This is a genomic window from Sporomusa sp. 246TCP1 (genome assembly GCF_057319775.1).
The window spans coordinates 357717-371434 of record NZ_CM170492.1; the positions used below are offsets into that span (position 1 = coordinate 357717).

Genomic DNA, 13718 nt, shown 5'->3' on the forward strand with positions numbered 1-13718 from the left:
GAGTAAACGATGGCAGTTGCTGAATTAGTTAAGTCAATTGCGCAGACTACAGATCTTGTGGACACGTATGTCCCAGGTCATCGTACCTGTGCAGGTTGCGGCCCGGCTCTTGCGTATCGACTAGTAGCTAAAGCTGCTGGTAAAAATACAATCTTTGTTGGGCCAACTGGTTGTATGTATGTTGCTAACACTAGTTATGCCTGCGGTCCGTGGGCTGTACCCTGGACTCATGCACAAATTACCAACGCCGGTGCTGTAGCTTCCGGTATTGCTGAAGCTTTTCGGATGATGATTAAGAAGGGGAAAATCCAGGACGAATTCCCAAATATTATTGTTATGGCCGGTGACGGCGGCTGTTCCGACATTGGTCTGCAGGCAATGTCAGCTATGTTCTATCGCGGACATAAAGTTCTCTGCGTAATGTATGACAATGAATCTTATGCCAACACTGGTATTCAGGTTTCCCCGTCCACTCCGTACGGTGCTACTACGATGTTTACCCCAGCTGGTCCGGAGATTCCGGAAGCTAAGAAACATAACTTGAAAGATCCGATGGCTATATTCTGTTCAGGCGGCCATCCGTATATCAAGTATGGTGCAACTGCTTCCATTGGTTATCCCATTGACCTTATGAACAAGGTTCGGAAAGGCCTTGCCCAAGATGGCCCGGCGTTCATTCATCTGCAATGTACGTGTCCGAAGGGCTGGTCATTCCCGTCTGACCGTACCATTGAGATCTCTAAACTAGCCGTAGAAACCGGTATGTGGAATCTATATGAGGTTGAAGATGGTGATTGGGCTAATAAGAAATTCACTAATGTGCCGAAGAAACTTAAGCCTGTTGACGAGTACCTCCAAACACAGGGACGTTTCAGCCACCTGCAGCCTGAGCATGTAGTTAAAATTCAAAGTTTCGTTAACAAGCGTGCGAAAACACTTGGCATGGAGGTTCCGCTTCCACCAGCTAAGTAAAGTTGCCTAAAAGCTAAACAGGCATTATGCCGTAAGTCCCTGGTCCCTTGTGAACAAAAGGAACCAGGGACTTACTAATGTAGCACTCTTTGTTCACCATGAACAAAGAAGCTTGGAAGGAGGCTTGGTTGTATGGATAAGGGTGTTGCCTTAACTCTTACAAATTGGATACTCGCTTTCCTACCTATCTTAGTCTTGCTATCCACTATTTTACTGTTTAAATGGGGCGCGCCGAAATCAGGAGCAGTTTCATGGTTTACGGCAGTAGTTATAGGTATGTTTGTCTTTGGTGGCGACTCTAGAATATTGGCTTTAGCCAATAGTAAAGGTATGGCAATGGCATTGTATGTGTTGCTCATCATCTGGGGTGCGGTTTTCCTCTATAATTTTGTTGAAAGGAATGGTGCTATTAAAGTAATTGGCGATACCATGATCAATGTGACTGAAGAAAAACTATTACAATGTTTACTTATGTCATGGTGTTTTGCCAGTTTTATGCAAGGTATTGCCGGATTTGGCGTGCCTGTTGCCGTTGTTGCGCCGATTATGCTGGTTATGGGCTTCAAACCAGCTGTTGCGGCTGCTACCTGTCTAGTAGGACACTCTTGGTCAATTAGCTTTGGGTCTATGGGTTCATCCTATTATACTATTCAACTGGCTACTAAGATTCCCGGCGATATTATCGGTCCCTGGATGGCGATTTTGTTTGCTATTCCAATTTATGCTACAGGTCTTGCCGTATGCCATATTTATGGCGGTTTCCCCGCTGTTAAAAGAGGTTTACCGGCAGTTATGATAACTGGTACCGTAATGGCCTTCATGTGCTGGTTTACGAATAAACTAGGTGCAGCGCAATTGGCTACTTTAATTCCGGCACTTTGTGGTTGCGGAACTATGGCTATATTGGCCAAAACAATTTATCGTCACGAAGCAGATGGGACTAAAAAAGAGGACGAAAAGCCATATATGGGATTTCATATGGCGTTTTCCCCCTACTATATCTTAATCGCATTATGCATCATGACGCAGGTCAAATCTATTGCGAAAATTTTTGCATCATATACCTGGGGTCTTAGCTATCCGGCTATGACAACTGCTGCCGGCTTCGCAGTAAAAGCCGAAAAAATGTATTCTAAAATTAATATTTTTTCGCATCCGGCTCCTTTGTTGCTATTTGCAGCATTATGCGCTTTTGTTATATTCAAAATGGCTCATAAGTGGAAACCGGGTGCCTTTAGTGGAGCGTTTGAAGCCACGGTTAAACAATGTGTTCCCACCAGTATTGGGATAACTACCATGGTTATGATGGCGTTGATTATGAACGATACGGGTATGACAAAGTTGCTGGCACAAGGAATAGCTAACTCTACTGGTAGCTTGTTCCCCATATTCTCCCCGTATATTGGTGTGTTAGGAGCATTTCTTACCGGTAGTAACACCAACTCCAACGTCATGTTTGGCGCGTTGCAATTTGAGACAGCCAAGGTATTGGGAATTAGTACGGTTATCATGTGCGCCGTGCAGTCTGTCGGCGGTGCAGTAGGCTGTTCCATCGCTCCGTCGAAAGTGTTGATTGGTTCAGCAACTGTTGGTCTTGAGGGTCGCGAAGGCGAGGTAATGAATCGGACAATACCGTATTGTTTAATCATTTCGCTACTTGTGGGCATTAATGCTTGGATTTTTGCTTGCATGCTATTTAAGGATCTTCCTTAAGTCAATAAAATTGCGAAATAAGCAAAGGAGGTATTGTAATGAGTACAAATCCTGTGCCTAATGCGAATACTAATGTTGTTACCACAGAAGTGTCTTGGAGAAAGAAATATCGTAACCCACTGATGAATGCTGCCTTCTGGGGGTTTTGGATAGGATTCTTTCTAGCACACCAAGGCGGCGTGACCAACAACGGAATAATGATTAGTTTGTCGTACATGATATTTACGCTGGCTTGTTTGGTTCCTTTGGTTACAAAAAAATAAGTGGTCAGGGAAATGCCGTTTTTAGCGGCATTTCCCCATTTTCAATAAAAGATTCCACTCATATACGTTAGCGGAAAGACTATTGAGAGGTGGTACCATGATTAGCGGTGATCCGAAAGAAGCGTCTACGCAAAGACCAGCGATAAAGGCTGAACTTATCGTTTTATATTGTCAAACTTACCTAAAAAAATGTAAAACAACACGCCGGTGTGATGTAGCTAGTCCACCACTGTCGGAATGTTTTTGGGCGTTTGTTGGATCATTTGCGGGTATTGGGGTGGTAACTTACATAAGCCTGATCAGGGATGTTCCGGTTCTTGTCGCGTCGTTAGGAGCATCGGCGTGTCTGATTTATGGGGTTCCGGCAGCTCCGTTTGCCCAGCCCAGAAATGCTGTCGCAGGACATCTACTTGCTGCATTAATTGGAGTTTTTATCTATCAGTTAGCCGGTGCTCATTGGTATACGGCAGCGCTAAGTGTAGGGTTAGCTGTAGCTACTATGGTAGGAACCAGGACTGTTCATCCGCCGGCCGGGGCAACAGCTTTGATTGCTGTAATTACCAAACAAGACTGGCTATTTATCGCGTTGCCGGTAGGAGTAGGTATCTGTATTTTGGTACTTGTAGGCATAGTGGTGAATAATCTTGCCGACAAGCGCCAATACCCCAAGTATTGGTGGTAGCAATATGAATCCTGCTGGCAAGTGGTTTGGGTGGAAGGCTAGTTTGTTTGAACAAAAAGTCTTGTTTATTTATATTCTTCGATGGAGTTTTCTGGGTATAACAACAGGAGTAATTGTCGGAACCGGTGTGGCAGTATTTCTAAAAATGATGGCCTGGGCGATTGCGGTATGGACCCAAGTGTGGTACTATTATTTTTTCTTGCCGGTGATCTTATGCTTGAATTGCTGGTTAATGAGTTTGGCAGCGATTCAAACAGCAGGCGGCAGTGATAAAGTAATTGAAGCCATTCATCAGCGAGATGGCTGTTTGCAGCTAGCGGAAATGCCAGTAAAGATCGCAGCAACAATTATAACGATTGCTGCCGGCGGGTCAGCCGGAAAGGAAGGTCCTGCAGCTCAAATTGGTGCTACGCTCGCGTCAGCATGGGCAAAGTTTCTACGAGTCAGCAGGGCTGACAGCCGCAAAGTAGTTACCTGCGGCTTAAGTGCTGGTTTTGCCTGTGTATTTGGAACACCTGTTGCTGGCGCCATTTTCGGGATTGAGGTACTGTTTATTGGGAAAATTCTTTATGATACACTCTATCCTGCCTTTGTGGCGGGGTTGGCAGGTTACTATATTTGTCATATCACAGGAATACCCTACTTCTATTTGCAAATTCACGTCGAGCCTACAGGTTATTTTATTTTTCAATCCATTATGTTGGGAGTAGTGTGCGGCGTGGCAGCTATTTTTTTTATCAAAACAATCAACTTTTGTAAACATGGTTTTATCTGTTTACGTATAGTTCAACAGGCAAAAGCCTTTGTTGGTGGTATTATGCTTATTCTGATTGGATATTTTGTGAGTCCGCTATATTTAGGCTTAGGATTAGAACTGCTCGAAAATGGGATTAGTGGACAGTCTGTTGCGGTGGCTGCCTTTTTCTGGAAAACACTGGCTACAGGGATAACGCTTGGCTGTGGCGGAACCGGGGGAATCATCATGCCAATTGTTATTGTTGGGACTGTGACGGGCAACCTATTTGGGCAACTATTTGGAAATCTGGATATAGCGGTGTATGCTGTGCTTGGTATGGTTGCGCTTTTAGCGGCAGCAGTAAACATTCCGGTAGCAGCCGTAGTTATGGCTGCTGAATTATTTGGCAGTGATATTATTCCTTATGCAGCGGTTAGCTGCTCAATTAGCTATTTAATTTCCGGTCATCGCAGTGTTTACCCCAGTCAGATTATATTTGCTGGCAAGAGTCCACATTTATGTGAGGACGAGGGGAAGTCTGTCAGTTGTGCTGAGAGACAGGTAAGCTTCACTTCCGTGAAAGAAGAACGAATATCAATATGAAAAATGCCTAATAAGGTGGGGCATGTTGTTAAAACAAAATACTGTATTGACAAATTCTAGTTGTCCATGTTAAAATATGTTAAATTTCATATGACTCTTATCCAGAGTGGTCGAGGGACTGGCCCGATGACACCCGGCAACCGGCAGCTATGCTGCAGTGGTGCTAATTCCAGCAGGAGAAATCCTGGCAGATAAGAGGAAGGCGCCTGTAAATTAGCCCCTTTCCTCGGAAAGGGGCTTTGTTATTTTGATTTTTTATCAAGCGACAGAAAAGAGGAATGAAGATATGGCAGATAGCTGCAAGGTGTATGATGAATCAGGTGATTTGATAACCAGTGAGAAGCGGTCAGCTAGCAATGAGGTGATTATTATTATCCGTGATGGAAAAGTAGTGAGTTTTAACCAGAAAAGTCATGATACCTTCGTGGAAGGCAGGTATGGTGATGGGATATAATAAAACTATTGCCATTATGGACAGGTTTGAATAAAAACAGCCAACCAAAAAAGAAAAACAAAAGGGCTTCGATATTTTATGGAGAATGGCATATGATAAGAAAGAAAAATGTAAATCTGTAGCTCGTATCATTTTACCATGTTATATCTTCTCTACAAATATAGTTGAGGAGTGACGATTATGCCAAAACCGATATTTTTCCAAGAACGGTGTAAAGGCTGCGCTTTATGTACGGTAGCATGTCCTAAAAAGCTGCTGGTAATGTCTACTACTTTTAATGGTAAGGGTTATAATTTCTCCACATGTCCTGACGCCTCGGAATGTGTTGGTTGCTGTCTGTGTGCCCGATCCTGTCCGGATATAGTAATTGAGATTCATAAGTAGACTTAGCTTAGGATTAACTTGCTCTTAGCTTGCTTTTGTAGAAGCTGGAAGTCTTAGAGCGAGTTAGTCATCAGAGATGTAATAGGAGTGGTGAACATGTCAGAAAAAGTGCTCATGAAGGGCAATGAGGCTATTGCTGAGGTGGCAGTTGTTGCTGGTTGCCGTCATTATTTTGGCTACCCGATTACACCGCAAACTGAGATACCGGAATATATGTCCAAACGTATGCCACAGGTTGGCGGCGTGTTTTTGCAGGCAGAGAGTGAGATCGCGGCTATTAATATGGTATATGGTGCAGCCGGCGCAGGGGCCAGGGTTATGACTTCTTCCTCCAGTCCGGGAATTAGCTTAAAGCAAGAGGGTATTTCTTATATTGCCGGAGCGGAGCTACCCTGTCTGATTGTAAATATTATGCGTGGCGGTCCGGGACTTGGTGGTATTCAACCGGCACAAAGTGACTATTTTCAGGCTACAAAGGGTGGTGGTCACGGCGATTATCATACTATTGTACTGGCTCCGAATTCAGTTCAGGAAATGGCAGACTTCACTATGTTGGGATTTTCCTTAGCTGACCAATATCGCAATCCGGTTATGCTGCTAGGCGATGGGGTTATCGGTCAAATGATGGAACCGGTTGAAATAAAAGAGAACAATACTAAGCCTGTGGAAAAACCGTGGGCTGCTGTTGGAATGCATGGGCGTACTAAGCCCAATATTATTAGTTCGTTATACCTAAAAGCCAAGGAGCTGGAAGACCATAATAATCGTTTGCAAAAAAAGTATGCACTCATTCGGGAAAATGAAATGCGGTGGGAAGAAATTTACACCAAGGATGCAGAGGTTATTCTTGTTGCTTACGGAATTACAGCGCGTATTGCACAGTCGGCGGTCGATAAAGCCAGAAAGAATGGTAAAAAGGTAGGTTTGTTACGACCCATTTCGTTGTGGCCATTCCCTGAGCCGCCACTTTCCCGGTTGGCAAAAACGGCCAAGGCCTTTTTAACGCTTGAGCTAAGCGCTGGACAAATGATTGAAGATGTGCGGCTGGCTACTCATGATGCTAAGCCTGTATACTTCTATGGCCGTACCGGTGGCATGATAATGACCCCCACGGAAATTTACCAGGAGGTCACCAGGATTCTAGATGGTAAGGAGGGCAAATAATATGGCAGAAGGGCTATTTTCCAGACCGAAAGCATTATTTGATATACCTACTCACTATTGCCCAGGCTGTCATCATGGTATTATTCACCGGTTGGTAGCTGAGGCAATTGATGAACTTGATATTCAGGAAAAAACAATTGGGGTTGCGCCGGTAGGCTGTTCAGTGCTTGCCTCTGAGTATTTCCATGTTGACATGCTGGAAGCTGCACATGGTCGTGCACCGGCTGTAGCTACCGGTGTCAAACGGGTGCATCCTGACGCTGTTGTATTTACCTATCAAGGCGATGGGGATTTGGCGGCTATTGGTTGTGCAGAAATTGTCCATGCGGCTGCGCGGGGTGAAAAAATAGCGACTATCTTTGTTAATAATGCCATTTATGGTATGACCGGCGGTCAAATGGCTCCCACTAGTCTGGTTGGTCAAGTTACCAGTACATCTCCTTACGGACGTAACCTGGAGACTGCAGGAATGCCTATTCGGGTATCGGAGATGCTGGCTACTCTGGATGGCCCTGCCTTTATTGCCAGGGTGGCGGTCAATACACCTGCTAATATGAATAAAGCAAAGACCGCTATCAAAAAGGCATTTGAGCTTCAACTCAGCGGCCAGGGATTTTGCTTAGTAGAAGTACTGTCAATTTGCCCGACAAACTGGGGAAAAACGCCGCTTGAAGCCGTTAAATGGCTGGAAGAAAACATGGTGCCACACTACCCGCTTGGTGTTTATAAAGATGCGGCTGAGGTGGCAAAATGAGACACGAAATTATCATGTCCGGTTTTGGTGGTCAGGGCGTTATGCTTATGGGTCAGATAGTAACCTATGCAGGTATGCTGGAAGAAAAACACGTATCCTGGATTCCTTCCTATGGTCCCGAGATGCGTGGCGGGACAGCCAATTGCTCAGTTATTATTACTGAGGGGTTACCAGGTTCTCCGATGGTAGAAGAGCCGACAGCAGTTGTTGTTCTAAATTTACCATCACTCGATAAGTTTGAAGCTGCCGTTCGGGCAAACGGTGTTTTGATTGTTAATAGCTCATTAATTGACAAAGCCGTTGCCAGGCAGGATATCAAGGTCTATCGTGTGCCGGTAAATGATATAGCGATTGAGATGGGCAACTTGAAAATGGCCAATATGGTGGCACTGGGCGCACTTATTGCCGCTACCGCTGCCGTTGAAATGGAAGCGCTGTTTACCGCGTTTGCCAAAAAGTTTGCTTCTAAACCGCAGGTCATTGAGGCCAACAAAGCCGCTATTATACGCGGTTATGACTATGTAAAAAACAACATAGCTTAAGTGAAGCAAAAAAGGAGTGTATTGGTGCAGGAAAAGTATTACTAATATAGAATGTGTAACCTACTATAAGTTAAGGAGGTTACATATAATGCCAAAGAAAATTCTTTTACTGACTGGTGACTGTGCAGAAGACTATGAGGTTAAGGTTCCCCAACAAGCGCTGATGATGCTTGGTTATCAAGTTGATGTAGCTGTGCCTAATAAGAGTGCCGGCGACATGGTTCAGTTGGTTGTACATGACTTTATCGGTTTAGATACCTATGTTGAATTGACTGGTCACCGGATTCCGGTTGATATTGCAGCCAAAGACGCAAAGGCTGAAGATTATGTCGGGCTGGTAGTTCCTGGCGGTCGTGCTCCTGAATATATTAGGATGTATGATGAGGCTCTCAAACTAGTGCAGGATTTCTTTGCTGCCGGCAAGCCGGTAGCTGCCATTTGTCACGGTACTCAGTTACTGGCTCCGGCGAAAGTATTGGCTGGTAAAACAGTAACTTCCTATCCGGCATGCGCCGCTGAGTGCCAATTGGCTGGTGCTGAATGGAAAAACGAGCCGGTTGTTATTAGTGGCAATTTGGTCACAGCCCAAGCCTGGCCTAATCATCCTGCATGGTTAAAAGCTTTTGTTGATCTACTGGGCGCGAAGATCAGTATCTAAAATAAGCTGTATACTATAACGGGATTGCTATGCTAACGGCTGCAATGACGTGGGAAAAGTTTTTTCTTACGTCTTGGCGGCAAAAGTATAGCAATCTCTTTTACTACTTACTGTTGTTAAAGAATTGACTATTAGGCCATACTATAGATAGACAGATTTGCCTAGTTGAGCTATAATTATACAGTTATAGCTGTTTTTCAGCACTACGAAAGGAAGGGGTGCAGGTATTGTTTGTTCATGATCTTATTCTTAATGGAACAGTAGACAGCCCGGCTTTTGCCGGTAAAGATAAGGTGTCTTATGGTGAACTGCAAGAGCAAGTAGGGAAATATCGCAATTATTTTTATTCATCAGGCATTCGGACAGGTGAAAATGTAGGGTTGTTTTCTCACAATTCGGCTGAGTTCATATACTGCTATATGGCTATTGTCAGTCTGGGAGCTATCGTTGTTCCCATTAATTTTCAATTAACTGTCAGAGAAACTTCTTTCATTGTTAAAGACGCTAAAATGAGCCATCTCATTACCAGGGAGTGCTTAGCCATTGATTCCGAGCTTGGCCAACAGGGCTATAAGCAGGAAGTGATCCAGCTTGTTATAGCTGACATTAAATTAATAGTAGAACAGGAGGAATTTTCGACGGCTCCGGCGCTAACAGCCGGTTTTGACGAAAATCAGCCTTGTGTTATTATATATACTTCAGGTACAACCGGTATTCCCAAAGGGGCTGTGTTGACCCACAAAAATCTTGTCAGTGATGCAGTTGCTTTCCGGGAAATGCTGCCGGTGGCTGCTTCAGATAATGTATTATGCGTGCTTCCAATGTATCACTGCTTTTCCTGGACGTGCGCTGTGCTTGTCTCTCTGCTTAGCGGGGCGTCAATTACAATTTTGGATGCCTTTGCACCCAAAGAGACCATTGCGGCGATTAAAGACTATAAAGTGACAGTTGTCTACGGAGTGCCGCCTATGTATAATCTTTTTGCCCGTGTTGGGCAGTATCAGGATTTTTCCGGTGTTAAACACTTTATCTCAGGTGGAGCGTCTTTGCCTGAAAAAGTAGCGCAGCAGTTTTCAGACAAATATGGTCATAAAATTATTGAAGGCTATGGTCTTTCAGAAGCTTCGCCGGTAGTAGCGCTTAACCCGGTGTTGAAACCCAAATACTGCTCGATTGGCAAAGCTCTCCCCGGCTTAGAGGTAAGGGTGGCTGACCCGGGCGGGCAGACTTTGCCGCCAGGGATGGTTGGTGAGCTTGTCGTGCGGGGGCCAATTGTCATGAAGGGGTATTTTAATTTACCGGCTGAAACGGCTAACGCGCTTAAAGATGGCTGGCTTTATACGGGCGATTTAGCTTATCAGGATTCGGAAGGCTATTTCTTTGTTGTTGATCGCTTGAAGGATTTGATTATTTCCAATGGGGAAAATATTTATCCGCGAGAGATTGAGGAGTTGCTTTATGCGTACCCAGGGATCATTGAGGCCAGTGTTATTGGTGTCGCTGACGAACTGCGCGGCCAGGTAGCGCGTGCTTATATTGTGCTGGCTGAAGGTCAGCGTTTTGATAAGAAGGCAGTTAGAGAATATCTTCATGCCAATATTGCCGCTTATAAAATTCCGCGTGATTTCCATGTGGTGGATGCTTTGCCCAAAAATCAGACAGGCAAAATATTAAAACGTGTGCTGCGCGAACACGTGGGGTAATGCGGGAAAGCCAAGTCCTTATAAAGAGGGCTTGGCTTTTTTGATACATAAAGAAAGTATAAGTTTTTTTGAACCGCAGAGACGCAGAGTACGCAGAGGGAATGTCTCGATATACATCTCCCCTCTGCGCTCTCTGTGTACTCTGCGGTTAGTGAGCCATATCCTCAAGGGCGAGATAGCGCTTTTTTAATGAGAATAATGACAAAACTTGAAAAGATTGCTATTTGCCTTTATAGTAGTATGTAAGTTTAGTTCTTGTTTTGGTGGAAGGCGATAATGATGATTCGGTTATTAACAGGTGACGACAATCCAGAGGTCAAAGCCTATTTGGAACGCAACTATATGGAAACCGCTTTACTCAGTGGTAATCTGGCCAGATGCGGGATTACTAATGACAGAATGAGCCGCCGCGCTGGTGATTATTATGGATACTTTTCTGCGGGCAGATTAGAAGGAATACTCGCCTTCTTTAACTTGGGAAATGTAGTACCGCATTTTGAGGCTGATAAGGCTATTGGCAGCTTTATCGAAATCATGCGCCAACGTAGATTTGAAGTATTGGTTGGTATGAAAAGGCTGGTGGAGCCTTTATGTTTGGCCCTGGCTCCCGATAAAAAAGTGCGGGAGTGTGAGAATAGCTATTATTTGGTAAACCATGAACTAAGGCCATATTCCCTCGCCTGTTTACACCAAATTGCTGCTGTGGAAGCAGTAGACCGGGAGACGGCACTTAGCTTTATGGTTGAGGCCTATAGGCAGGGCTTTAAGCGCCGCTTTAACCAAGAATTGGCGGTCAAACTTATTGAAGATCGAGGTCAGGAAGAAACTTTGCTTTTTTTGCTGATAAACAAAGTGCCTGTGGCTCAGGCTATCATTCAGGTAGCTACCGGCCGGATTAATCAGATCGGTGGTGTCTATACCAGTGAGCAAAGTCGGGGTAAAGGGTATTGTAAGGCTCTGGTTGCTGAATTGTGCAGGCAGATTCAGGCCGCCGGCAAGATTCCCACATTAATGGTACGAAAAGATAACACTCCGGCGCTGAGAGCCTATCAAGCCCTGGGGTTTACTTATTATGATGAATATTTAATCGTAAAATTTGTAGTGTAATTTGGAGGAATACTTATGCGCATAGCTGTGGGTGTTACCGGTGCAAGCGGCGCCATATACGGCTATACTCTAATTAAAGCTTTGTATGATTTGGGTATCGAAGTCCACGCCGTTTATACCGATATGGGCCGCAAGGTACTAGAATATGAATGCGGTCACAATATAGAAGTCATCCAAAAATATGCTACTGTGTATGATAACGCAGATCTGTTTGCACCGCTGGCCAGTGGTTCCTTTAAGATGAACGGCATGGTGGTTGCGCCTTGTTCTATGCAGACATTAGGAGCCTTGGCAGGTGCCAGCGGGCGGGATTTGCTGACAAGGGCGGCCGACGTAACTCTCAAAGAAGGAAGAAAACTTGTGGTAGTACCCCGGGAGACGCCGGTGACGCCGATTCATTTAGAGAATATGCTCAGGCTGGCGCGCGCTGGCGTGGTAGTTATGCCGGCGGCTCCCGGGTTTTATCATAAGCCGGCCACAGTAGATGACATAGTGGCTTTCATGGCCGGCAAGATATTAGATATCTTTGCTATCGAGCATGAGTTATTCAAACGCTGGGGAAATTAGCAAAGGGGTGGAAAAGATGTCACTGCTGATAAAAAATGGCACAATTGTAACCATGAATGCAGGCCGAGAAATTATTCAGGGCGATGTATATGTAGAAGGCTGTAGAATCAAAGCAATCGGTGCCGGGCTCACCATGGCTGCAGACAAAGTAATTGATGCTGCCGGGCAATTGGTGATTCCTGGGCTTGTTCAACCACATATTCACTTGTGTCAGACACTGTTTCGTGGTCAGGCGGACGATCTGGAATTATTAGACTGGCTAAAACAAAAGATTTGGCCGTTAGAAGCAGCCCATGATGCACAATCCATCTATTATTCAGCTCTACTTGGCATTGGTGAATTATTCAAAGGCGGTACGACCGCTATTGTTGATATGGCGACAGTCAATCATACCGAAAGTAACTTTCAAGCCATCTATGACAGCGGTATTCGGGCCGTCTCCGGCAAATGCATGATGGATTTTGGGACAGATGTTCCGGCTGCGCTACAAGATACCACGATAAATGCCCTTGAGGAAAGTATCGAACTTCTGGAAAAATGGCACGGCGCGGGTGAGGGGCGGATTAGTTATGCGTTTACCCCGCGCTTTGCCGTTTCCTGTACGGAAGAACTATTGACTAAGACGGTAGAACTAGCCAATAGGTATAAAGTTGCCATTCACACCCATGCTTCAGAGAACCGGAGTGAGGTTGAATATGTACAAAAGCTTTTCGGGATGCGCAATATTCTTTATCTTGATAAACTGGGTTTAACAGGTCCCAGCCTTATTTTGGCTCACTGTATTCATCTAACAAAGGAGGAAATGGCGGTACTGGCGAATAGTCAGACAAACATTGTTCATTGTCCGTCCTCCAATCTCAAGCTCGGTTCAGGCATTGCAAAAATCCCCGAACTTATCGATAAAGGTGCTGCTGTGTCTATTGCCGCCGATGGGGCTCCATGTAATAATAATCTTGATGAGTTTATGGAAATGCGGCTTGCGGCGTTAATCCAAAAGCCCTTTTATGGTCCGACTGCCATGCCGGCGAACAAGGTATTTGAGTTGGCAACCCTGGGTGGGGCTAAGGCTATGGGACTTAGTGATCAAATTGGCAGTATTGAACAGGGGAAAAAGGCTGACATAGCCATTGTCAGCCTGGGTGACTTGCGGACAACCCCAACAGCAGGGGTTAGTATTTATACACAACTGGTTTATCAGGTGCAAAGCAGCCAGGTACTGACAACCATTGTAAATGGACAAGTAGTCATGGAAAACCGGCAGCTTACTACTATTGATGAGACAGAGGTACGGCAACAGGCTAACCAGGCTGTAAAACGGATAGCTGCCCGTGCCCAAATAGTCAAATAAGGGAATTATATACAAGAAAATAAAGGAATTATTCGAATTTTGCCGAAGAATAATGGCAAGCTAAAATA

The 13718-nt window shown here is 44.9% G+C and carries 15 protein-coding genes and 1 riboswitch; all 15 genes read left to right on the top strand.

Annotated elements, in window-relative coordinates:
• Positions 1 to 9: 9 nt before the first annotated feature.
• The 15 genes from AC1ECB_RS01700 (at position 10) to AC1ECB_RS01770 (ending at position 13650) form a co-directional block, all read left to right on the top strand.
• Positions 10 to 972: an oxalate oxidoreductase subunit beta gene (locus AC1ECB_RS01700; RefSeq protein WP_485667179.1), complete on the top strand. Its 963-nt coding sequence runs from the start codon at positions 10 to 12 to the stop codon at positions 970 to 972.
• 132 nt (positions 973 to 1104) lie between these two features.
• Positions 1105 to 2685 carry an L-lactate permease gene (locus AC1ECB_RS01705; protein ID WP_485667180.1) on the top strand — a complete coding sequence of 527 codons (1581 nt, stop codon included), beginning with the start codon at positions 1105 to 1107 and terminating at the stop codon, positions 2683 to 2685.
• Between the two features lie 38 nt (positions 2686 to 2723).
• On the top strand, positions 2724 to 2948 hold the full coding sequence (locus tag AC1ECB_RS01710; protein ID WP_485667181.1) for a hypothetical protein: 225 nt from the start codon (positions 2724 to 2726) through the stop codon (positions 2946 to 2948).
• Positions 2949 to 3045: 97 nt separating this feature from the next.
• Positions 3046 to 3630 carry an HPP family protein gene (locus AC1ECB_RS01715; protein WP_485667182.1) on the top strand — a complete coding sequence of 195 codons (585 nt, stop codon included), beginning with the start codon at positions 3046 to 3048 and terminating at the stop codon, positions 3628 to 3630.
• Positions 3631 to 3634: 4 nt separating this feature from the next.
• Positions 3635 to 4969 carry a chloride channel protein gene (locus AC1ECB_RS01720; protein ID WP_485667183.1) on the top strand — a complete coding sequence of 445 codons (1335 nt, stop codon included), beginning with the start codon at positions 3635 to 3637 and terminating at the stop codon, positions 4967 to 4969.
• A gap of 94 nt (positions 4970 to 5063) precedes the next feature.
• A riboswitch (SAM riboswitch) is annotated at positions 5064 to 5167 on the top strand.
• An 88-nt stretch (positions 5168 to 5255) separates the two neighbouring features.
• The gene (locus tag AC1ECB_RS01725) at positions 5256 to 5423 is read left to right on the top strand and encodes a hypothetical protein (RefSeq protein ID WP_021166873.1); all 168 of its coding nucleotides are present in this window, start codon (positions 5256 to 5258) and stop codon (positions 5421 to 5423) included.
• 180 nt (positions 5424 to 5603) lie between these two features.
• On the top strand, positions 5604 to 5807 hold the full coding sequence (locus tag AC1ECB_RS01730) for a 4Fe-4S dicluster domain-containing protein (RefSeq protein ID WP_094603194.1): 204 nt from the start codon (positions 5604 to 5606) through the stop codon (positions 5805 to 5807).
• Between the two features lie 96 nt (positions 5808 to 5903).
• The gene (locus AC1ECB_RS01735) at positions 5904 to 6971 is read left to right on the top strand and encodes a 3-methyl-2-oxobutanoate dehydrogenase subunit VorB (protein ID WP_485667184.1); all 1068 of its coding nucleotides are present in this window, start codon (positions 5904 to 5906) and stop codon (positions 6969 to 6971) included.
• A gap of 1 nt (position 6972) precedes the next feature.
• Entirely contained in the window at positions 6973 to 7725 is a 753-nt protein-coding gene (locus tag AC1ECB_RS01740) for a thiamine pyrophosphate-dependent enzyme (protein ID WP_485667185.1), read from the top strand.
• Positions 7722 to 8267: a 2-oxoacid:acceptor oxidoreductase family protein gene (locus AC1ECB_RS01745; RefSeq protein WP_485667186.1), complete on the top strand. Its 546-nt coding sequence runs from the start codon at positions 7722 to 7724 to the stop codon at positions 8265 to 8267. The genes AC1ECB_RS01740 and AC1ECB_RS01745 overlap by 4 nt, the downstream gene beginning before the upstream one ends.
• Positions 8268 to 8355: 88 nt before the next feature.
• On the top strand, positions 8356 to 8925 hold the full coding sequence (locus tag AC1ECB_RS01750; protein ID WP_021166878.1) for a DJ-1/PfpI family protein: 570 nt from the start codon (positions 8356 to 8358) through the stop codon (positions 8923 to 8925).
• 227 nt (positions 8926 to 9152) lie between these two features.
• Positions 9153 to 10628: a class I adenylate-forming enzyme family protein gene (locus AC1ECB_RS01755; protein WP_485667187.1), complete on the top strand. Its 1476-nt coding sequence runs from the start codon at positions 9153 to 9155 to the stop codon at positions 10626 to 10628.
• A 276-nt stretch (positions 10629 to 10904) separates the two neighbouring features.
• Positions 10905 to 11735, top strand: coding sequence for a GNAT family N-acetyltransferase (locus AC1ECB_RS01760; RefSeq protein ID WP_485667188.1), 831 nt, complete (start codon positions 10905 to 10907; stop codon positions 11733 to 11735).
• Between the two features lie 15 nt (positions 11736 to 11750).
• Complete coding sequence (locus AC1ECB_RS01765; protein ID WP_485667189.1) at positions 11751 to 12302, top strand: UbiX family flavin prenyltransferase; 552 nt, start codon at positions 11751 to 11753, stop codon at positions 12300 to 12302.
• Between the two features lie 16 nt (positions 12303 to 12318).
• Positions 12319 to 13650, top strand: coding sequence for a 5'-deoxyadenosine deaminase (locus AC1ECB_RS01770; RefSeq protein ID WP_485667190.1), 1332 nt, complete (start codon positions 12319 to 12321; stop codon positions 13648 to 13650).
• Positions 13651 to 13718 lie beyond the last annotated feature (68 nt).

Bases quoted from the DNA above. Each gene is read 5' to 3' on its own strand.
- AC1ECB_RS01760 (WP_485667188.1), top strand. From the start codon at position 10,905: ATGATGATTCGGTTATTAACAGGTGACGACAATCCAGAGGTCAAAGCC.
- AC1ECB_RS01735 (WP_485667184.1), top strand. From the start codon at position 5,904: ATGTCAGAAAAAGTGCTCATGAAGGGCAATGAGGCTATTGCTGAGGTG.
- AC1ECB_RS01715 (WP_485667182.1), top strand. From the start codon at position 3,046: ATGATTAGCGGTGATCCGAAAGAAGCGTCTACGCAAAGACCAGCGATA.
- AC1ECB_RS01770 (WP_485667190.1), top strand. From the start codon at position 12,319: ATGTCACTGCTGATAAAAAATGGCACAATTGTAACCATGAATGCAGGC.
- AC1ECB_RS01725 (WP_021166873.1), top strand. From the start codon at position 5,256: ATGGCAGATAGCTGCAAGGTGTATGATGAATCAGGTGATTTGATAACC.
- AC1ECB_RS01705 (WP_485667180.1), top strand. From the start codon at position 1,105: ATGGATAAGGGTGTTGCCTTAACTCTTACAAATTGGATACTCGCTTTC.
- AC1ECB_RS01710 (WP_485667181.1), top strand. From the start codon at position 2,724: ATGAGTACAAATCCTGTGCCTAATGCGAATACTAATGTTGTTACCACA.
- AC1ECB_RS01740 (WP_485667185.1), top strand. From the start codon at position 6,973: ATGGCAGAAGGGCTATTTTCCAGACCGAAAGCATTATTTGATATACCT.
- AC1ECB_RS01745 (WP_485667186.1), top strand. From the start codon at position 7,722: ATGAGACACGAAATTATCATGTCCGGTTTTGGTGGTCAGGGCGTTATG.
- AC1ECB_RS01720 (WP_485667183.1), top strand. From the start codon at position 3,635: ATGAATCCTGCTGGCAAGTGGTTTGGGTGGAAGGCTAGTTTGTTTGAA.
- AC1ECB_RS01750 (WP_021166878.1), top strand. From the start codon at position 8,356: ATGCCAAAGAAAATTCTTTTACTGACTGGTGACTGTGCAGAAGACTAT.
- AC1ECB_RS01700 (WP_485667179.1), top strand. From the start codon at position 10: ATGGCAGTTGCTGAATTAGTTAAGTCAATTGCGCAGACTACAGATCTT.
- AC1ECB_RS01730 (WP_094603194.1), top strand. From the start codon at position 5,604: ATGCCAAAACCGATATTTTTCCAAGAACGGTGTAAAGGCTGCGCTTTA.
- AC1ECB_RS01765 (WP_485667189.1), top strand. From the start codon at position 11,751: ATGCGCATAGCTGTGGGTGTTACCGGTGCAAGCGGCGCCATATACGGC.